General features: G+C 54.1%; 15 protein-coding genes and 1 riboswitch. Of the genes, 5 read left to right on the top strand and 10 right to left on the bottom strand.

The genetic code is table 11. The features are described from left to right. Positions 1 to 4: 4 nt before the first annotated feature. The 6 genes from F3H12_RS04265 to F3H12_RS04290 form a co-directional block, all read right to left on the bottom strand. Positions 5 to 922 (bottom strand): ABC transporter permease, encoded by a 918-nt coding sequence (locus tag F3H12_RS04265; protein WP_149678124.1) that lies wholly within the window; start codon positions 920 to 922, stop codon positions 5 to 7. Positions 923 to 1,489: 567 nt separating this feature from the next. Continuing rightward, positions 1,490 to 2,953 (bottom strand): aminomethyl-transferring glycine dehydrogenase subunit GcvPB, encoded by a 1,464-nt coding sequence (gene gcvPB, locus F3H12_RS04270; RefSeq protein ID WP_279231988.1) that lies wholly within the window; start codon positions 2,951 to 2,953, stop codon positions 1,490 to 1,492. Then, positions 2,953 to 4,293: an aminomethyl-transferring glycine dehydrogenase subunit GcvPA gene (gene gcvPA, locus F3H12_RS04275; RefSeq protein WP_149678126.1), complete on the bottom strand. Its 1,341-nt coding sequence runs from the start codon at positions 4,291 to 4,293 to the stop codon at positions 2,953 to 2,955. Before gcvPA ends, gcvPB begins: the two co-directional genes overlap by 1 nt. A gap of 2 nt (positions 4,294 to 4,295) precedes the next feature. Beyond that, a complete protein-coding gene (gcvH, locus tag F3H12_RS04280; protein WP_149678127.1) occupies positions 4,296 to 4,679 on the bottom strand; it encodes a glycine cleavage system protein GcvH in 384 nt (127 codons plus the stop codon). Positions 4,680 to 4,732: 53 nt separating this feature from the next. Then, positions 4,733 to 5,827, bottom strand: coding sequence for a glycine cleavage system aminomethyltransferase GcvT (gene gcvT / locus F3H12_RS04285; protein ID WP_149678128.1), 1,095 nt, complete (start codon positions 5,825 to 5,827; stop codon positions 4,733 to 4,735). Positions 5,828 to 6,068: 241 nt separating this feature from the next. After that, a riboswitch (glycine riboswitch) is annotated at positions 6,069 to 6,174 on the bottom strand. 74 nt (positions 6,175 to 6,248) lie between these two features. Further along, the gene (locus tag F3H12_RS04290) at positions 6,249 to 7,889 is read right to left on the bottom strand and encodes a 5'-nucleotidase C-terminal domain-containing protein (protein ID WP_149678129.1); all 1,641 of its coding nucleotides are present in this window, start codon (positions 7,887 to 7,889) and stop codon (positions 6,249 to 6,251) included. A gap of 342 nt (positions 7,890 to 8,231) precedes the next feature. Here F3H12_RS04290 and F3H12_RS04295 point away from each other — a divergent pair, with 342 nt between their 5' ends. Next, positions 8,232 to 10,286 carry an alpha-glucuronidase family glycosyl hydrolase gene (locus F3H12_RS04295; protein ID WP_149678130.1) on the top strand — a complete coding sequence of 685 codons (2,055 nt, stop codon included), beginning with the start codon at positions 8,232 to 8,234 and terminating at the stop codon, positions 10,284 to 10,286. 79 nt (positions 10,287 to 10,365) lie between these two features. Here the strand turns inward: F3H12_RS04295 and F3H12_RS04300 are convergent, their stop codons facing one another. The 4 genes from F3H12_RS04300 to F3H12_RS04315 all read right to left on the bottom strand — a co-directional run bounded on the left by F3H12_RS04300 (position 10,366) and on the right by F3H12_RS04315 (position 14,375). Beyond that, a complete protein-coding gene (locus F3H12_RS04300) occupies positions 10,366 to 11,559 on the bottom strand; it encodes a DUF819 family protein (protein ID WP_188118371.1) in 1,194 nt (397 codons plus the stop codon). A 153-nt stretch (positions 11,560 to 11,712) separates the two neighbouring features. After that, positions 11,713 to 12,582: a D-psicose 3-epimerase gene (locus F3H12_RS04305; RefSeq protein ID WP_149678132.1), complete on the bottom strand. Its 870-nt coding sequence runs from the start codon at positions 12,580 to 12,582 to the stop codon at positions 11,713 to 11,715. Between the two features lie 14 nt (positions 12,583 to 12,596). Next, on the bottom strand, positions 12,597 to 13,619 hold the full coding sequence (locus F3H12_RS04310) for a zinc-dependent alcohol dehydrogenase (protein WP_149678133.1): 1,023 nt from the start codon (positions 13,617 to 13,619) through the stop codon (positions 12,597 to 12,599). Positions 13,620 to 13,778: 159 nt separating this feature from the next. After that, positions 13,779 to 14,375 (bottom strand): FAD-dependent oxidoreductase, encoded by a 597-nt coding sequence (locus F3H12_RS04315; RefSeq protein WP_243133189.1) that lies wholly within the window; start codon positions 14,373 to 14,375, stop codon positions 13,779 to 13,781. Here F3H12_RS04315 and F3H12_RS04320 point away from each other — a divergent pair. The 4 genes from F3H12_RS04320 to F3H12_RS04335 all read left to right on the top strand — a co-directional run bounded on the left by F3H12_RS04320 (position 14,350) and on the right by F3H12_RS04335 (position 19,198). After that, complete coding sequence (locus tag F3H12_RS04320) at positions 14,350 to 15,198, top strand: type 2 periplasmic-binding domain-containing protein (RefSeq protein WP_243133190.1); 849 nt, start codon at positions 14,350 to 14,352, stop codon at positions 15,196 to 15,198. The genes F3H12_RS04315 and F3H12_RS04320 overlap by 26 nt on opposite strands. A gap of 141 nt (positions 15,199 to 15,339) precedes the next feature. Continuing rightward, on the top strand, positions 15,340 to 16,713 hold the full coding sequence (locus F3H12_RS04325; protein WP_149678135.1) for an FAD-dependent oxidoreductase: 1,374 nt from the start codon (positions 15,340 to 15,342) through the stop codon (positions 16,711 to 16,713). 355 nt (positions 16,714 to 17,068) lie between these two features. After that, positions 17,069 to 18,376 carry an FAD-dependent oxidoreductase gene (locus F3H12_RS04330; RefSeq protein WP_149678136.1) on the top strand — a complete coding sequence of 436 codons (1,308 nt, stop codon included), beginning with the start codon at positions 17,069 to 17,071 and terminating at the stop codon, positions 18,374 to 18,376. Between the two features lie 45 nt (positions 18,377 to 18,421). After that, positions 18,422 to 19,198, top strand: a complete 777-nt coding sequence (locus tag F3H12_RS04335) for an SDR family oxidoreductase (RefSeq protein WP_149678137.1) — start codon at positions 18,422 to 18,424, stop codon at positions 19,196 to 19,198. The last annotated feature ends 25 nt before the right edge of the window (positions 19,199 to 19,223 follow it).

Below are 19,223 nucleotides of genomic sequence, written 5' to 3' on the forward strand. Positions count from 1 at the left end.
CTTTCTATTTGAGCTTGATCCTGGGGTCAATGATCTTATAGGCGATATCAACCACAAGGTTCATGATGATAACCAGTGAGGCCAGGAATATGGTGGTACCCATAATCATGGTGTAATCGCGTCCGGTAATGGAGGATATGAATTCGTTTCCGAGACCGGGGATGGTGAAGATTTTTTCTACCACAAAGCTGCCCGTAAGCGTATAGGCGATCAGGGGACCGAGATAGGTGACCACCGGGAGGATCGCATTGCGCAGGGCATGCTTGAACAGCATTTTAAACTGGGAAAGGCCTTTTGCCTTGGCTGTCCGCATATAGTCCTGACCCAGCACGTCCAGCATGCTGGTGCGCATAAGCCGTGAAATATAGGCCGTCGGATAGAAGGAAAGCGCGATAACAGGCATGATGTAATGCTGCCAGGAAGTCAGTCCGTAAGTGGGCAACAGATCCAGTTTGATACTGAAGATCAGCATGAGAACTGTGGATATGACAAAACTGGGTACCGCAATACCAAAGGTTGCGACTACCATGATGAGATTATCCAGCCACTTGCCCCGGTTCAGGGCGGCCACACACCCGAGGGGCACACCGATCAGAACGGACACCAGGATGGAAATACCTCCGACACGTGCAGAGACCTTGAATCCACGGGAAATAATATCCCCGACTGTTCTTCCGCGCTGCTTGATGGATTCACCCAGTTCACCCTTCAGGAGATTGAGCATATAGTTTTTGTATTGTACGATAACTGGCTGATCCAGCCCGTATTTTCTGTTCAGCGCTTCCAGCGTGGCGGGTGAGGGCGATTTTTCCGCCAGGAATGGACCGCCGGGAATCATAAACATGAGGAAGAAGGTTATGGTTGCAACAAGCCAAATGGTAACAACCGCGAGAAAAACCCTCTTAACAATGTATCTCCCCACAATATCACTCCTAATACTTTTCTGTCTGTTTTATGCAGTCATCTGCATTGGTGTATATATTGTCTCTGCATTGCCATGCTGCCGTGCGTATCTCAGATCTCCGAAATGCAGGTTCGGTTTTTACTTATGTCAAAAACGGCTGTTGCCCCCAAAGAAGCCAGGCATGAAAACAGCTCGCAATAGTTCATTTTTGTAAACGTTTCACCGCCCGACAAAATAAAAATGACAGTTAGCAGAGCCAAACTTTCATTTCACCAAAAAGGGGACTGCCGCAAAAACAAGTTGAAAACCTTGTCTCGTTTATTATATGTTGTTTTCCATACACATTCAAGTTGAATATTTATGCAGGAGTTTTGCCTGGAACCTGCTCAAATGCTTGTTTTTACGCATCTCAGGGTTTATGCATAGGCATCCAGGTCCCGGTAATGTAAAATACTAATTGGTATAGTTAATTATGGTATTGCTAGTTGAAAAATGTCATTATGGCCACACAAAAAAATGAAGGAAATGCAAAAAAATCTTGCACTTCCTTCATAAGGCAGGTTACGAGAAACCTTTTTGGACGTTTTACTCACAAAGGGGCTGATATTTTATGACTGGCTGTCTTGCCGCCATGGCCTCATCCAGCCGGGAGACCACGGTGGCATAGGGCGCGCCCTTTACCAGATCCGGATCGGTTTCCGCTTCCCTGGCTATATCCAGCATGGCCTGGATGAACGCGTCAAGGGTCTCCTTGCTCTCGGTTTCCGTGGGTTCGATCATCAGCGCTTCCTTTACGATGAGTGGGAAATAAATGGTGGGCGGATGGAACCCATAATCAAGAAGCCGCTTGGCAATGTCCAGGGTGGATACCCCCCGCTTTTTCTGCTTCTCCCCGGAGAAGACCACCTCATGCATGCAGGGTCTGTTGTATGGCAAATGATAAACATCACGCAGTTTTGCCAGGATGTAATTGGCGTTGAGCACGGCCGTCTCTGATGCCAGTCTTAAACCTTTGGCCCCCATGGAAAGAATGTAGGCATAGGCCTTTACGGCGACTGTGAAATTGCCGTAGAAGGACTTGACCCTTCCGATGGAAAGAGGCCTGTTGTAATCGGCATGATAGGAGCCGGCCGTATATTCCACGACGGGTACGGGCAAAAAGGGCACCAGTTTTTCCGCCACGCCTACCGGGCCGGCTCCCGGACCGCCTCCGCCATGGGGCGTGCTGAAGGTTTTGTGCAGGTTCAGGTGGACCACGTCAAAACCCATGTCGCCGGGCCTTGCAATGCCCATGATGGCGTTCATGTTGGCGCCGTCGTAGTACAGAAGGCCGCCCGCATCGTGGACGATATCAGCGATTTCGAGAATGTGCCTTTCAAACAGCCCAAGGGTATTGGGATTGGTCAGCATGAGACCGGCCATCTCATGATTGACCACTTTTTTGAGCTCTTCCGGGCTGACCAGGCCGTTTTCATCGGATTTGATCTCGATGACGTCAAAGCCCGCAATGGCTGCAGATGCCGGATTGGTGCCATGGGCCGAATCGGGAATGATGATCTTGGTTCTGGCGTGATCGCCGCGGCTCTCATGCCATGCCTTCATGATCATGAGACCGGTCATCTCGCCATGGGCGCCTGCCGCCGGCTGGAAAGTAAACCGGGACATGCCCGTTATTTCGGAAAGCAGGCGATCGGTTTTCCAGATCAGTTCGAGACAGCCCTGCACGGTTCTTTCGTCCTGGTAGGGATGAACGTTGACAAAGCCGCACAAATCCGCCATATCTTCATTGACCTTGGGATTGTATTTCATGGTACAGGACCCCAAAGGATAGAATCCCGCATCCACCCCGTAGTTTCTCTGGGAGAGCTGGGTATAATGGCGCACCAGATCCACCTCGCTGACTTCCGGCAGGTCCGGCGGACATGCGCGCAGAAGCTCTTCAGGTATGAGGTCGGACAGCTCTGCCTCCGGAACATCGCACTCCGGCAGGGAACAGGCGGTTCTTCCCGGCCGGCTCAATTCAAATATCAGGGCCTTGTCCTTATGCATCATATGCTTCCCGCCCTTTCCACAAAATGATCTATCTCAGCCTTCGTACGCTTTTCGGTGACTGCAACGAGCCATGCCCCTTTCAGTTCGGGATAATCCCTCTCCAGAGGATAGCCGCCGATTATGCCGTGTTCCAGGAGTTTTTGATTCAACTTTTCCACATCTCCGCGGTATTTTACGGCAAACTCGTTGAAGAAGGGACCGTCGAATACCGGGGAGAAGGCTCCCGTTTTCAAAAGTTGCTGACAGGCATAGCGGGATTTCTGGCAGCAGAGGGCAGCTACTTTTGACAGGCCCGTCTTTCCCAGCGCGGAAAGGTAGATGGCAGCCGTCAGGGCGTTCAGGGCCTGGTTGCTGCAGATGTTGGAGGTAGCTTTCTCGCGTCGGATGTGCTGTTCCCGGGTCTGGATGGTCAGCACATAGCCTCTTCTGCCCTGGCGATCCCTGGTTTCGCCCACAATTCTGCCGGGCATTTTCCGCATAAACTTTTCTCTTGCAGCCATGAATCCCAGGTAAGGTCCGCCAAAGTTGAGGGGATTGCCCAGGGGCTGGCCTTCGCCCACCACGATATCGGCTCCCATGTCGCCCGGCGGTTTCAGCAGGGCCAGGGAAACAGGATTGCAGCTGACGATGAGCAGGGCTCCCTTCTGATGGACCCTGTCCGCCAGATCGCCCAGGTCCTCTATCAGGCCGAAGAAATTGGGGTTCTGCACGATGACGGCGGCCGTATCCTGCGACAGCAGCTTTTCAAGCGCATCAACATCCAGCCTTCCGTCCCTGTGATCCCATTCGGCAATCGGCCGGCCGGTAAAGCGGGAATAGGTCTTCAGAACCTCCCGGCTCTGGGGATGTACGGTTTTCGACACAATGATCCCGGTCCGTCCCGTCGCTCTTACAGCCATGGTGGCGGCTTCTGCCACAGCGGTGGCGCCGTCATAGAGGGAGGCGTTGGACACGTCCATCCCGGTCAAGCGGCATATCATGGTCTGGTATTCAAAAATGGCCTGGAGGGTTCCCTGGCTGATTTCGGGCTGGTACGGCGTATAGGCGGTATAAAACTCCTGCCGCTTTGTCAGGTGCCGGATCACGCTGGGGATATAATGATCGTAGGCGCCGGCGCCCAGGAAACAGGTATGAGTCTCCGTGGTCACATTTCTGGATGCCAGGTCCCGAAGATGCCTGACCAACTCCATCTCGGAGAGGGCTTCCGGAAGATCCAGATCACGACGGAGCCTGATGCGCTCAGGAATGTCCGCAAAGAGCGCATCCATATCGGAAACCCCTATTACCTGAAGCATCTCCTGCCGCTGTTCCTCCGTGTTGGGGATGTAGGGTTTCATAATCATTCCTCCCCGGCGCAATAGGCTTCATATTCGGAAGCGTCCATGAGCTCATCCAGCGAGGTATCATCGGTGATTTCCAGGACGGCTATCCAGTTCTCGTAAGGGTCCCGGTTCAGGCCGGCCGGATCGTCCACAAGGGACTCGTTGACCTCAACTACCCTTCCCGCCACAGGGGCATATACGTCAGAAGCCGCCTTGACCGATTCCACAACACCCAGGACGTCCCCTGCCTCCAGGCAGGCATCCATTTCGGGCAGTTCCACAAAGACGATCTCCCCCAGGGAATGCTGGGCATAATCGGTGATGCCCACATAGGCCTTATTGCCTTCAACCCTGATCCATTCATGCTCCCTGGAATACTTCAGTCCATCCAATACTTTCATGATTCCAACCTCCGCAAGACAGGTTTATAATTATACGTTCTTTGTATAGGTATTTATTTCCGGTATTTTTTACGGTAGAAGGGTATTTCAATAACCTTTGCCCGGACAGCCTTGTTCCTGATGATCACGTCAAACTCGGTTCCCGGCTGGCAGTAGCGGCTGTCCATCATGGCCAGGCCCAGGTTTTTGCCAAGGCTCGGGGAATAGCTGCCCGAGGTGACAAAACCAATCCTGCTGCCATTGTCCGCGATGTCATAACCGCTTCTGGGGATGCCCCTTCCCACCATCTCGAATCCTGCCAGCCTTCTCTTCAGACCCTGGTTGTGCTGGTTCAGCAGGGCATCCTTTCCGATGAAACTGTCTTTGTCCAGCTTGACAAATGCGCCCAGGCCGGCTTCCAGCGGGGTGATTTCGGCCGACAGTTCATGACCATAAAGGGGCAGGGCGGCTTCAAAACGCAGCGTATCCCTTGCGCCAAGCCCAACCGGCACCAGTCCCAAGGCGCGGCCCAGCTCAAGGAGGGATTCCCATACCTTCGGCGCCTTATCTGCCGGTATATAAAGCTCAAAGCCGTCTTCCCCCGTGTATCCCGTTCGGGATACCATGGCCTGAACGCCGCAAACCATCACATCCGGGATAAAAGAGTAGAATCGGATACCACTCAGCGGAAAATCCGTGACCTCCTGAAGAATCTTCTCGGCATTCGGACCCTGGATGGCCAGCTGCGCCCAGGCATCCGAAACATTGACGGCTTCCACATGGCCTGAAAGATGGTCTTTTATCCAGGCAAAATCCTTGTCGGTGTTGGCTGCGTTGACAACCAGGAGATAATGGTCGTCTGCGTATTTATAAACCAGCAAATCATCCACCACGCCTCCGTTCTCGTAACACATGGGCGAATAAATGACCTTGCTGTCCGGCGCCTTTGAAAGATCATTGGTGAGAAGCTCCTGGAGAAAAGCTCCGGCGTCTCTTCCCCTGACCAGGATCTCTCCCATGTGGGACACATCGAAAAGACCGGCAGCCTCGCGCACCTGCCTGTGCTCCTCCAGGATCCCGGTGTATTCCACCGGAAGCAGCCAGCCTCCAAATTCAATCATTTTGCCGTTTAAGGCCAGATGGTTATCATACAGCGGTGTTTTCTTCATCCATATGCCTCCCTGACCGTTTATGCGGCCATTTTTCCGATTGCCGGGATAATGGCATGATGCCCTGAGCATGCCGGGGTAAATAAAAAGGAAGACAACAAAACATAGTCTGTCGTCTTCCTCTGTTTTTATGACCTGAGAGTTTCTTACCGCGACCCTTCGCGCAGCCATGCACAAGACTTCACGACGGTCGGGCATTGCTCCTTCGGTGCCCAGGATAACCTGCGGCTTTCCAGAGTTTTGTCCGGATACGGTCCTTTAACCTGAAAGCTTCACGACAAACCCGACAATTTGCCGTTTTCTCCTTCGGTGTCTGCCCTGGGGCAGAGCTCTTCCGCATCCTTCATCCAAACCGGTATTCAGTTTCATCACTATTATATAACATCCTGAGGGGTTTGTGTACCACCCCTTTTTCAGTTGGTTACCATGCAGGTACCAGCAGGGTGTCGCCCGCATAGATCAGATCCGGGTTTTCCAGATTGTTGATCCTGACCAGGACCTCCCAGTTGGTGCCGGTCTTCCGGGCTATCTTCCAGATGGCGTCCCCTGGCTGGATGACGTATTTGTCATACTTCAGGACCCCAGGATTCTTCTGGATAAAGGCGATCAACGCTTCGTCAAGGCTTCCGAATTCATTGGCCAGCGGAAGATCGGCAAACGGGTATCCATCTCCGCCGGCAGCCATGAAGTCGTTGGTGGCCACAATGTATTCCCTGTTCGGATCGAGTTTTTCACCCTTGACCCATACATAGGTTACCCGCTGACCGGCAGGCTTTGAAGGGTCAAAGAGGTATTCAATATTGCCTACCTGAGGGAATCCCCCGTTTTGTGCCGGATAAGCTGAAAGCCCGTGCTCAAGGGCGGCCACAATATCGGAGCCCTTCATCTTCTTGGTAACGATGTAGTTGCCGAAGGGCAGAACCGTAATGATATCGCCGCGGGTGATCTTTCCTGCCTTAATGCTGGCCCGGATGCCGCCGCCGTTGGTGATGGCCGCATCGGCTCCTGTTTCGGCCAGCATGGATGCAGTGATGAGATCGGCCAGATTGGTAGGACTGGTGCGGACATGTTCCCTTTCGCCATCAAGGTCGATCTCGCTGGTGGCGATGACTTCGGCAAGGATGGGCTGCTGGGCGGCCTTGAAGGCGTCGATGACCGACAGGATACCCTCGTCGGGTGTCAACTCGGCAGCCTGCTCCACAGGATAGAGGGAGCCGGAAACGCTATGAATCTTGTTGTTCTGATCAAGGCTTATCCTGACCACGCCTGCATTCTGGATGTAATCCCCTGTCTGCACAATCAGGGTGTTGCCAATCTTCAGGGGTTCCTTCAGTTCCGAATGGCTGTGACCGTCGATGATCAGATCAATGCCGCTGACCTTCTCAGCCACCAGTTTGCTGGTCTCAATGCTGGATTCGTCAAGCCCGAGATGGGATACGCAAACGATCACGTCGGCCATGTCGTCCAGCTGTTCCACCATGGCTTTAGCCTCGGCCACCGGATCGGCAAAGGTCAGGCCGATTACGTTCTTGGGGTTGGTCTTGTAAGCGGTTTCAGGAGTACAAAGCCCGAAGAAGGCTATTTTAACGCCGTCCCGTTCTATGATGGTGTAGGGTTCAAAAAGCCTGGAGCCATCGCTTTTCTTCACATTGGCGGAAATCACACCGAATTCTGCCATGGAAGCCAGCTCAAGAAGCCTTTCGTAGCCATAGTTGAAATCATGGTTTCCGGGCACCATCACATCATAGCCTACGGCGTTCATGATCTTCACGATGCTCTCGCCCCTGGCAAGGGTAGCGATGGTCTGGCCATGAAAAGCGTCGCCCGCATCAACAAGAATGGGGTCAACGCCCGTTTCAGATGCCAGTTTTGAAGCCAGGGCAGCCAGTTTTGCATAACCGAGACCCGGGTTCTCATCAACCCTGGAATGGACGTCATTGGTGTGGATGATGACAATGGATTTGGAACCGGTCGCAGAAGAAGTGCCATTGTCAGCAAAGGCTGCAAAGGAGAACAACAGAGCAAATACAAGGATGAAAGACAGGGTTCTCAGCTTCTTCATGGGGTTTTCCTCCTTCTTTATTTTTGTAGGACCTGCCTTCATTATACATCCTGAATGTGGCAAGCGTCTACCAAAGGAATCCAGCCATGCAGAAAAAGCTCTTCCTGTGTTAAAATTTCGTAGAGCCTGAAGAATATGAGGATTTGTCGCCACAAGCCATTTAAAGTGGATGGGGAGAATCTGATGCCTGCCTTATTGGCAAAACACAGATTCTTACTGCCTGCAGGGTTGCCTCAAAACAGGCATCCTATTATAATTGATATAGTAGTATATTAATATATTTTAAAATAAAGCAAGAAATGATGGGGAAGATTCCTGGGGAGATATGAAGGAGAGATAGCTATGATAAAGCCTGGAGATGCCCAAAAGCAGGGCAGGGCATATGATTGCTGGCTGGCCTACCGGCCGCTGGAGAACGCCGTCGCGGACCAATACCGAACGATATGCAAAAAGGTTGCCGTTGCGGGTCAATCGGCCATCATGGAATCGGCTGTTGATGAGCTGAAAAGGGGCCTGAAAGGCATTCTGGGCGTTGAACCGGAGGTCCTTTATGCAAAATCCGATACCCGGGCGCTGTTTATCGGATCGGAAAGCGGTGTGGAGCTTACGGCTGATGACATGCATGCGCTGGGTGATGAAGGATTCATCCTGAAAACCTGTAAAGATGCCATTCTGATAGCAGGTAAGACGGACAGGGGCGTTCTCTACGGCACTTTCGCCTTTCTGCGTTGTCTGCAGGTGGGGATAAAACCGGAGGACCTCAGCCGCATGGAAAATCCCGCGGCCGGGATCCGCATGATCAACCATTGGGACAATCTGGACGGAAGCATAGAGCGAGGCTATGCGGGTAACTCCATCTTTTTCAGGGACAATCAATTCATCGCCGACAAAAGCAGGGTTCGGGACTACGCAAGGCTCCTGTCCTCGGTAGGCATCAACGGCATATCCATCAACAACGTGAACGTCCATGCCCGGGAAACACGGTTGATCACCAGGGAGCTTCTGCCGGAGGTGGCCGAGCTTGCAGGGATCTTCCGCAATTACGGCATATCGGTCTATCTTTCCGTCAACTATTCCAGCCCCATTGAGCTGGGCGGCCTTTCAACTGCCGATCCGCTGGATAAAGCCGTTCAGGACTGGTGGTGCAAAAAGGCGGCTGAAATCTATGAATACATACCTGATCTGGGCGGTTTCCTCGTCAAGGCCGACTCCGAGTTCAGGCCGGGACCCTTTACCTACGGCAGAACCCATGACCAGGGCGCCAACATGCTGGCAAAAGCACTTGAGCCCTTCGGCGGGATCGTGATCTGGCGCTGCTTTGTCTACAATTGCAGGCAGGATTGGCGGGATACGAAGACCGATCGCGCCAACGCGGCCTATGACCATTTCATGCCTCTGGACGGGAAGTTCATGGACAATGTGGTGCTTCAGATCAAGAACGGCCCCATGGACTTCCAGGTCCGGGAGCCCGTCTCTCCGCTTTTCGGCGGTCTGACAAAAACCAACCAGATCCTGGAACTGCAGATTACCCAGGAATACACCGGACAGCAGAAACATGTCTGCTTTTTGATCCCCCAGTGGAAGGAAGTCCTGGACTTCGAAACCTGGTCCAATGGCCCTGGATCCACGGTGAAAAAGTTGGTTTGTGGGAAGGTTTATCCGCAAAAACATTGCGGTTTTGCCGCCGTTTCCAATATTGGCGACAACGCCAACTGGACCGGGCATGTGCTGGCACAGGCAAATCTCTACGGCTACGGACGCCTGACATGGAATCCCGACTTGTCCAGCGAAGCCATAGCTGAAGAATGGATTCGGCTGACCTTCTCCAACGACCCGGAAATTATCGGCACCATCAGCGATATCCTGCTGAAGTCCTGGCTGACCTACGAAAAATACACAAGTCCGCTGGGCATCGGGTGGATGATCAATCCGAACCATCATTATGGCCCCAATGTGGACGGGTATGAATACTCCCCGTGGGGAACCTACCACCGTGCCGATTGGCGTGCCATCGGCGTGGATCGAACCGTTGCCCGTGGCACGGGCTTTGCGGGAAGGTACCACAAACCCAACGCGGACATGTATGAGGATATGGATAAATGCCCCGAGGAGCTGCTGTTGTTCTTCCACCGGGTGGCATACAGACACCGCCTCAAATCTGGAAAAACCCTGATCCAGCACATTTACGATACCCATTTTGAGGGCGTGGAGGAGGTTGAGCAGTTCCGCGAAAAATGGCTCAGCCTGGAAGGAAAGATCGACAGGGAAAGGTTTGAATCCGTCCTGGAAAGGCTGGACATCCAACTGAAGGATGCCAGGGAATGGCGGGATGTGGTCAACAGCTACTTCTACCGAAAGAGCGGCATACCGGATGAAAAGGGAAGAACCATCTACTGATACCCTGTCTGTGCTTTTGATATAAAATAGCCCTGCCTTACGGGTAAAGATCCGCGGCGCAGGGCTTTTTCCATGCGTTTTATGGGAACAGAAGCAATAGTTTTCCCAGGCCGATACCCAGATAATTGCCGATGGCGTAACCCAGGATGCCGCACAGGATTCCGGGAAGGACGATCTCATCGTTGCGCAGGGCCCTGGCGACGGGCATGATGAAGGCGGGTCCGAAAACCCCTGCCGTGGATGTGATCATCATGGTATGGTAGTCGATCCCGGCGATCCGGGCCATGATGATATGTAAAATCACTGTCACAAACTGGATGAACAGCAGCATGCCCAACAAGAGAAGCCCGCCGGTAACGGCGGAAAGATCAAAGCACAGGCCCATGACCACCGAAAACATCAGGATGAAGTACTGGCCTGAGCTGTAGGAACCCGGCGCGGTGCGGACCTTCTTCACAAAGGACAGGGCGATACCCAGGGTGGTTACGATCAGCATGATGAAGGCCGTATATTCGCCCAGCTTGGCCAGACCGGTATTGCCATAGCCTGAGGGCAGCAAAAGACAGATGCCCATGGCAATGGCCACACAGACCAACGAGAGCAGCACAAATCCGCAGCGGTTCAGGAACATCCTGAAGGGTTTGACGCTTTGCTTCCTTCCGCTGAAAGCTTCTATGTACCGATGGGTGTCTTCCTGGCTGAAGGTATTACCGACAGGCGTATATTCGGGCAGGACATGCCTCATCAGGCGCGGCATGACGGAGATCAGCAGAAAAAAGTAAATGCCTCCTCCAATCATATCTGAAGCCTGGAGGAGGAGTATGCGGTCGTTTCCGGAACCCAACCCGTGACCTATGGCGATCATGTTGGGCGTACCACCGGTGTAGGTGCCTGTCAGCATAGCGCTGATATGGGCGGCATCAGGAACGGACTGCCTGAAAATGAAGAAGGCCGCAGTGGCGATGAGGATGACCGATACGGTGTTCATTGCAAAGGATGCGGCCATGGGACGGGCTAGCTTTTTCAGGGCTGGGATATCGGCAGAGAACAGGATCAGCGGCATGGCGGTGCAAACCAGGACCGACGAAAAATCTGAAGCCAGGACGATATCTGCGCCCAGGGCCTTCAAGGGAAAGCTCAGCAACAAGCCAAACAGGTAGCAGAGAAAAACCGGGCCGAGGGTAGCCAGGAAAGACGACCTGCTCACCAAAAGCATGATCAGCCGCGGCAGAAAGAGAATGATCAGGAACATCACAATAGTTGAAAGATTCATGTTGCAGCCTTCTTTTTCTTTTTTTCTACTCATTCTATCACAACGGATCCGGAAATGACAGGAATAAAAAAACCGGGATCCTGAAGGGATCCCGGGACTAATCATATTTATAAGGAGGATACACTTGAAACGTATATCATGAATGCCTGCTGCTCATGCTTCAAACATGCCTTTGAGGAACGCCAGGGATTTTTCAGCGTCCCTGTCCAGATCCTCTTCCGTAGCTCCCTGGGACAAGTCGCGCCAGACGCAGATATCTTTTCCCACCTGGCCGCCCATGGTCACAAAGGGCTCCATGACCACCGGGCCATCATAGCCTATCTGGCGCAGGGCCTTTCCGATCTCCCCCCAGGGAATTCTGCCCTCGCGGGGCGGCTTCCTGTTGGGCTCGCCCACGTGGACATGGCCCAGGTATTTCCCGGCCTGGAGGATGGGCTCGGTGAACGAATCCTCTTCGATGTTCATGTGGAAGGTATCCAGCATCAGCTTGACATTTGGCTTGTCCACGGCGCGGATATAGGCAAGGCCTTCGTTGGTATCGTTGATCAGATAGCCCTCAAAGCGGTTAAGCACCTCCATGTTCAGGGTGATGCCATGCCTTTCGGCGATGTCCGCCAGCCTGCGCATGTTCTTAATGCTTCGCTCCAGGTCGCCTGCCTTGTCCGGCTCCCTGCTGTAATCTACAGGCCAGTAGGCATAAAGCCCACCGCCGATGGAACGTATGCCTGCAATCTCCATTTTTCTGAAGATATCGCTGTAGAAAGCCAGTGCGTTTTCCACAACGGCGGTATCCGGAGAGCAGAGGTTGTGCTCAGCCCGGGGGCCATAACCACCCGTCAGGATAATATCGTATTCCCTGGCCGCATCCCGGAGGGTATGGAAATAGGAGTCGGGCTGTTTGTGAAAATCGCCGCAGCCCACCTCCAGGATGTCAAAGCCCAGTTTTTTGACCTTCTCGATATAGGTGATGAAATCGCCCTTCCATTCTTTTTCCCAATAGGCGTAAAAGATGCCGTATTTCATAACGGGATGCCCTCCTATTTCTCCATATCGATCATTACCTTCATGGCCTTGTCTTTTTGCTCCTCAATCAGCCTGTAAGCACCGGCATAATCAGAGAAGGGTACCCTGTGGGTGATCAATGCGTCAAACTCGATGAGACCTTTACCTACCAGCTCGATGGCCTCCCGGTAGTCTTCCACTCGGTACATGGCGCTGCCGATCAGGCGCAGTTCATGGTCCTGCACAAATCCCATGTTGATGGGGCACAGATCCGGCACAACGCCCACCACAATGATGTCGCTGCCCTTCCGGGCGACCTCCACGGCTTCCTCAAGGGTTTTTGGGCTTCCGATACATTCGAAGATGACATCGGCGCCGTCGCTTCCAAAGGCGCTTCTGATAGCGTCCCGGAGCGTTGTCTGGGTGGGGTTGACGGTAATCAGGCCGCATTTTTCAGCCACTTTCAGGCGGTAGTCGCTGATCTCGGTAATGATGACCTTGGCTGCCCCCTTGGCTTTGGCGGTTTGGGCCACCAGGTTGCCGATGGGACCGCCGCCGATGACCACCACGTTCTTGCCGGCAATATCGCCAAAGCGCCTGACGGCGTGGCATGCCACTGCCAGGGGCTCGATCATGGCACCATGCTCATCGCTCATTCCATCGGGTAGTTTTATGGCCTTTACCGCGTCCACCACGAAGTATTCGCTGGCCATGCCCGTGGTCTGGAATCCCATGACCTTGAGCTCCTCACAGTCATTGTAAAGGCCGTGGGTGCAGGGATAGCACTTGCCGCAGACCACCTGGGGCTGAATGGTGACCAGGTCGCCGACCTTGAATTCCGTAACGCCTTCTCCAAGCTTTGTGACCACCGCGGAAACCTCATGGCCCTGTACAACGGGATAGGAGGTGTAGGGGTGCTTGCCATGCCATACATGGATATCCGATCCGCATACGCCGATCTTCCTGATTTTTACTTCTATCTGGCCGGGTCCGACCTCTGGTACGGGCACATCCCTGTATTCAATGCGCCCGGGTTCCAACATGATTGCTTGTTTCATGGACATCATTCCTTTCTTTCATCCGGTTATCTATGGCACATGAACCCTTGGAAATGATCACAGCCGGGGTACGCCATAGAAGGCGCGCCCCGTATATCAAAGGCGGGCCGTAATGGGTATGCCTCCGCACAGGAGCATCCGGCGGACCTGGCCTGAATGCTATTTTGCAGGTTCAAGGATGGCATTGGCCTTGCGGAGGATTGCCCTGACCTCGCTGACATCCACTTCTCCGGGCAGAATCCCGTGCTTCACGGCGCATGCAGCGCCCACACCGGCTGCATCGCCGATGGCCATACAGGTGGGCATGATGCGCATGGAGCTCATGACGACGGCGTCTACCGAGATGCATCTGCCGCTGAACATGAGGTTGTCGATATCCCTGCTGACCAGGCAGCCATAGGGGATGCCATAGGGCTTGATATGCTTGACCACGGTGCCCCCGCCCTGGCCGTCGTGGATATCGATGATGTAGGCGCCTAATGCGACCGTATCCTCAGGAACCTGTCCGTCCATGATCTCGTGCTCGGTCAGTTCCTTCATGCCGACAAAACGCCGGGTTTCACGGACGCCGATGTTGGAATAGATATTGGTGATATAGCAGTTCTCAAAGCCGGGCACATGCTTCTTCAGGGCCTCCACCAGCCTGGGGATCTGGAGATGTCCTTCGATTTCAGCACGGGTCAGATCCAGCACATTGCTGCCGTCTACTCCCAGGTGCCTGGTACAGTTCATGTGGATGGTGGACGAGAACGGCAAGGTCATCTACATGACCGAGCATGAGAACTTCCCGAAGATGATCGAGTTCATGCAGAAGCTCATGAATGAAGGCCTGCTGGACCGTGACTGGGCAGTTAACAACACCACAACCGTGAACGAGAAGCTTTCTTCCGGCAAAGCCATCATCGCCTGCTCCAACCGTACCGGTACCCTTGTGACTACTCCGGTTATGATGGAAAGCCTTGGACTTGACTGGGACGATCTGGCTTACATCGGCGCGCTGTATGGCAACGACGGTACCTGCACATACATGAGGACAGAGGCCATCAACCAGGTAACCTGCATCCTTAAGAACGCAAAGCATCCTGAGCATGTCATCAACTGGATCAACATCAAGCAGCAGAACCAGCTCTACCTCAATATCGGTGTGGAAGGCGTGCACTTCACCTATGATGAAAATGGTGAAATCAACCCGATTAACCCCATCTTTAGCGAAGAGCGCGGCAACTCCTTCTGGTACCTGAACAGCACCGACGAGGAAGCCTTCGCTAAGCAGTGGCCTGCACGCGTCCGCAAGAGCCAGGCCATGTGGGAGCCTTTCGATGCGGTAACCAACTATGCCAACAAGCATACTCCCGAAATCTTCGTACCCAACACCTTTGCGTTCATGCCTTCGCTGGAGAACTACGCCAAGTACAACCAGTCCCTGTTCAAGAGCACCAGCGACTTCGTCCTCCAGCTGATGGCCGGAACCAAGAAGCTGAGCGACATGCCCACCTTCATGAAGGATTGGCAGAACAACGGCGGCGACAAGGTCAGAGCCGAAATGCAGGCATGGTATGACGAGTTCTACGGCAAATAAGCCATAGACCAGGGATAACAGATTGCGGCAGTCCCCAAAAGGGACTGCTGCGATTGTTCATACGCAGTATCAATGCTCTCGGGCCGTTCGAAATCTATGATTTCTGTTGCGGCGAGGTTATAAGAAGGCAGGAGAATCAAGATGAGTACAGTACAATTTTCAAAAGAACTTCCCGCATACCGTGATGTGGATGTCCTGGTGGTGGGCGCCGGGCCAGCAGGTATCGGCGCGGCGGTCTGCGCGGCGCGGAACGGGGCCAGAACCTTTGTGTTCGACAGTATGGGCTGCGTGGGCGGCATGGCCACCAATGGCCTGGTAGGCCCCTTTATGACCGTGTATGACGCAAAAAGTGAGAAGCAGATCATCAAAGGCATATTCGAAGAGATGGTCCAGCGGATGATCCGGATCGGCGGGGCCATTCATCCCGATGAAGTCAGGTCGAAAACATCCCGGGCCGGATTCTATCTCATCGGCCACGATCACGTAGGTCCCTTTGACCATGAGGCTTTTAAGCTCGTGGCGACCGAAATGATCCAGGAGGCGGGAGCGGAGCTTCTGCTGCACACCCAGTTTGTGGATGTGCTCAGGGAAGACGACAGAATAACCGGTGTCATCATTGCCAACAAGGATGGCATGTCGGTCATCCGGGCGAAGATCATCATCGACTGCACAGGGGATGCGGATGTTGCAGCCCGGGCCGGCGTCAATTTTGAACTCGGACGCGTGGAGGACGGCAACATGCAGCCGGCCACCCTGTTCTTCCGGGTGTGCAACGTGGACACGGAAAGGCTTGCAGCCCACATCAAGGAGCATGAGCATGAGATCCGGCCTTTCTATGGTCCCTTCAGCTGGCTTATCAGGGAGAAGCAGGCCGAATGGGGGGATGTGCCCCGTGCCGAGGTCTGCCTGTTTGAAAGCCCGGAGCCCGGCGAGTACCGCCTGAACGTGACCCGTATTCTGGATGTGGACGGGACCAGGGCCGAGGACTTGACGCGGGCTGAGCTGGAAGGCTTAAGACAGGTCCACAAGGTCTTCAGCTTCCTTAAAAAATATGCCGTAGGATTCGAAAACGCCAAGTTCATGGGAACGGCAGCCACCATAGGCATCCGCGAGACCCGGCATATTGAGGGCCTGTACAGGCTGACCGCGGACGATGTGATCAATTGCCGCGTTCCCGAGAATACCATCGCCGTGATGGCTACCAATATGGATACCCATAACAAGAGCGACCCGGGGGGCACCTATTACACCCTTGAAAAAGGCCCCTATTTTGGCGTGCCCTATCCCTGCCTTGTGCCCAAAGGCATAAGCAATCTGCTGGTGGCCGGACGGGCCATTTCGGCTGACGCCATGGCAGGTTCCGCCATCCGCATGATTCCCTGCTGCCTGGTCTTCGGACAGGCGGCAGGAACAGCAGCAGCCCTTGCGGTCAGGGATGACAAAACCCCTGCAGAGGTTGATGTGACCATGTTGCGTGAAAAGCTTAAGGAGCAGGGAGCTTACCTAGGAGAATAGATGCCGTGGGACGGCTTCTGTTCCCTTGCATTGAAACCCTGATTCCATGCCCATATATCAACCATATGCATGTCGCTGCGGGGGGCGGAGCGGTGAAGTGACTGGCTGATAACAGCGCATTATCCCCGCTTCGCCCGCAGGGACATGCTCACAGCAATGACAGCCCATCTTTTTGTGGTCGGGGGGAAGCCTGTTATGGTTGCAGATCATCCTTTGTCGTTGCGGAAGGTTTCTCCCCCCTTTTTGTCAATGGAGGAGCAAGAATATGCTTCAATCCCGTAATTTTCCGTGCCGTGCCGGTGGCTGGCTGAAAGCGCGGAAAAGTCCGGGAAGCTATTTGAAGGAGACAATCAATATGAGTGCAGAGATGATTTCCTACCAAAAAACACTACCCGTTAGGGACGAATTCGATGTGGTGGTCGTGGGCTCGGGTCCTTCCGGCATATGCGCGGCTGTTTCGGCAGCCCGCATGGGTGTCAGGACCGCCCTGGTTGAGCGCTATGGCGTGCTGGGAGGCAACCTGACCGTCGGCGCCGTTGCTCCCATCCTTGGCAGCGTTTCCAGGGGAACATTGAGGGATGAACTGGTGGAGCGGCTGGGCGTTCCGGACTGCGATGAGATCGGAGCCACCCAGCAGTGCCACGATTTTGAAAAGGCCAAGCGCGTGCTGGTGGAATTTGCCCATGAGGCGGGTGTCAAGATTTTTCTCCAGACACCGGTGGTTGACGTGATCATGGACGGCAGCCGGGTGGACGGCGTTGTCATATCGGAAAAAACCGGCCTGAAGGTGCTCAGGGCGAAAGTTTTCGTGGATGCCACGGGCGACGGGGATGTGGCCTACCATGCCGGTGCCGAGTATCAGATGGGCCGTGACAGCGATTCCCTGGTACAGCCGGTAACGCTGATGTTCACCCTCAATGGCGTGGAAGAGGACGCCCTTACCTGCATCGGTGAAGTGGACTATGTCCAGTACAAGGGTGAAAGATTCCTCGACTATACCACCAGGCTCTGCAAGGAAGGGCACCTGCCGCCCCATTCGGCATCTGTCCGCTCTTTCCGTACCCTGGTGCCGGGCGAACGCCTTATCAACACCACCCAGGCCAACGGTATCTTCGCCGTCAACAGCGACGATTTGGAAAAGGCCGAGGTGGATCTGCGCGCGCAGATTGATAAAGTGACCGAGTTCCTGCGCAAGTTCGTGGACGGCTACCAGAACTGTTATGTGAAGAGCACGGCCGAAACCCTTGGTGTCAGGGAAACACGCCGCTTCATCGGAGAATACATCCTGGAGGATAACGATTTGCGCACAGGACGCCGGTTTGAGGATGTAGTGGTCCATAAGGCCAGCTTTATTGTCGATATCCATAACCCAACGGGCAGCGCCCAGGCAGAAGGCGTTCCCGAGGAAGTAACGCCCTACGACATTCCGCTTCGGTGCCTCATCCCAAAGAAGACCGATGGTCTGGTTCTTTCCGGAAGATGTATTTCAGGCACCCACAGGGCCCATGCCTCCTACCGGGTCATGTCCATCTGCATGGCCATCGGCGAAGCCTCGGGCGTGACGGCGGCCCTTGCAGCGAAAAAGGGGATTAATCCCCGCGAAGTGGATTACAGGGAAGTACAGAAGGTCCTGCTGGAGCGGGGCGTGGATCTGTTCAGCTAAACTATGCGTATCGGGCATACTGAGAAAGAAAAAGGAGGGAATCGCATGGGAATCATGGAAAAGATGCGCCTCGACGGCAAGAAGATTTTTGTCACCGGCGGCGCAAGAGGCATAGGGAAGAGCATTGCACTCGGCGTGGCGGAAGCCGGAGCCGATGTGGCCATTGTTGATCTGGACATAGAAGAGGCGAAGAAAACGGCTCAGCAGCTTGCTGCCGAGACCGGGCGCAAATTCATCGCAGTTCAGGCGGATGTCACCCAGCCGGATCAGGTGGAACAGATGATAGCCACCATCCTGGAGCAGTTTGACAGGATAGATGCGGCCTTCTGCAACGCGGGCATTTGCATCAACGCGCCCGCTGAGGAAATGACCTTTGAGCAGTGGAAGAAGGTTATCGATATCAACCTGACCGGCGTTTTCCTGACAGCCCAGGCTGCCGGAAAGGTGATGATCCGGCAAGGAGGAGGCTCCATCATCACGACGGCCTCCATGTCGGGCCATATTGTCAATTATCCGCAGCCCCAGTGTGCATACAATGCTTCAAAGGCAGGCGTGATCCTGCTGACCAAGTCCCTTGCGGTGGAATGGGCGCTGAAAGGGGTGCGGGTCAACTCCATCAGTCCGGGTTATATCGGTACTGAGCTGATCTCAAACTCTCCCTTCCTTGTACCCCTGATCAAGCAATGGGAAGAGATGACCCCCGTTCGCCGCCTGGGAAGGCCCGACGAGCTCCAGGCGATCGCCGTATACCTTGCCGGTGATGCCAGCAAGTTTACCACAGGATCTGATTTTGTCATAGACGGCGCCTTTACCTGCGTCTGAGCCATAAAAACTTCCGGTTTCAGGT

This window comes from Thermoclostridium caenicola, assembly GCF_900142095.1.
Lineage (GTDB): Bacteria > Bacillota > Clostridia > DSM-8532 > DSM-8532 > Thermoclostridium_A > Thermoclostridium_A caenicola.

Bases quoted from the DNA above. Each gene is read 5' to 3' on its own strand.
- F3H12_RS04310 (WP_149678133.1), bottom strand. From the start codon at position 13,619: ATGAAACAAGCAATCATGTTGGAACCCGGGCGCATTGAATACAGGGAT.
- F3H12_RS04325 (WP_149678135.1), top strand. From the start codon at position 15,340: ATGAGTACAGTACAATTTTCAAAAGAACTTCCCGCATACCGTGATGTG.
- F3H12_RS04335 (WP_149678137.1), top strand. From the start codon at position 18,422: ATGGGAATCATGGAAAAGATGCGCCTCGACGGCAAGAAGATTTTTGTC.
- F3H12_RS04295 (WP_149678130.1), top strand. From the start codon at position 8,232: ATGATAAAGCCTGGAGATGCCCAAAAGCAGGGCAGGGCATATGATTGC.
- gcvPB (WP_279231988.1), bottom strand. From the start codon at position 2,953: ATGCATAAGGACAAGGCCCTGATATTTGAATTGAGCCGGCCGGGAAGA.
- gcvPA (WP_149678126.1), bottom strand. From the start codon at position 4,293: ATGAAACCCTACATCCCCAACACGGAGGAACAGCGGCAGGAGATGCTT.
- gcvH (WP_149678127.1), bottom strand. From the start codon at position 4,679: ATGAAAGTATTGGATGGACTGAAGTATTCCAGGGAGCATGAATGGATC.
- gcvT (WP_149678128.1), bottom strand. From the start codon at position 5,827: ATGAAGAAAACACCGCTGTATGATAACCATCTGGCCTTAAACGGCAAA.
- F3H12_RS04290 (WP_149678129.1), bottom strand. From the start codon at position 7,889: ATGAAGAAGCTGAGAACCCTGTCTTTCATCCTTGTATTTGCTCTGTTG.
- F3H12_RS04300 (WP_188118371.1), bottom strand. From the start codon at position 11,559: ATGAATCTTTCAACTATTGTGATGTTCCTGATCATTCTCTTTCTGCCG.
- F3H12_RS04320 (WP_243133190.1), top strand. From the start codon at position 14,350: ATGTGGATGGTGGACGAGAACGGCAAGGTCATCTACATGACCGAGCAT.
- F3H12_RS04330 (WP_149678136.1), top strand. From the start codon at position 17,069: ATGAGTGCAGAGATGATTTCCTACCAAAAAACACTACCCGTTAGGGAC.
- F3H12_RS04305 (WP_149678132.1), bottom strand. From the start codon at position 12,582: ATGAAATACGGCATCTTTTACGCCTATTGGGAAAAAGAATGGAAGGGC.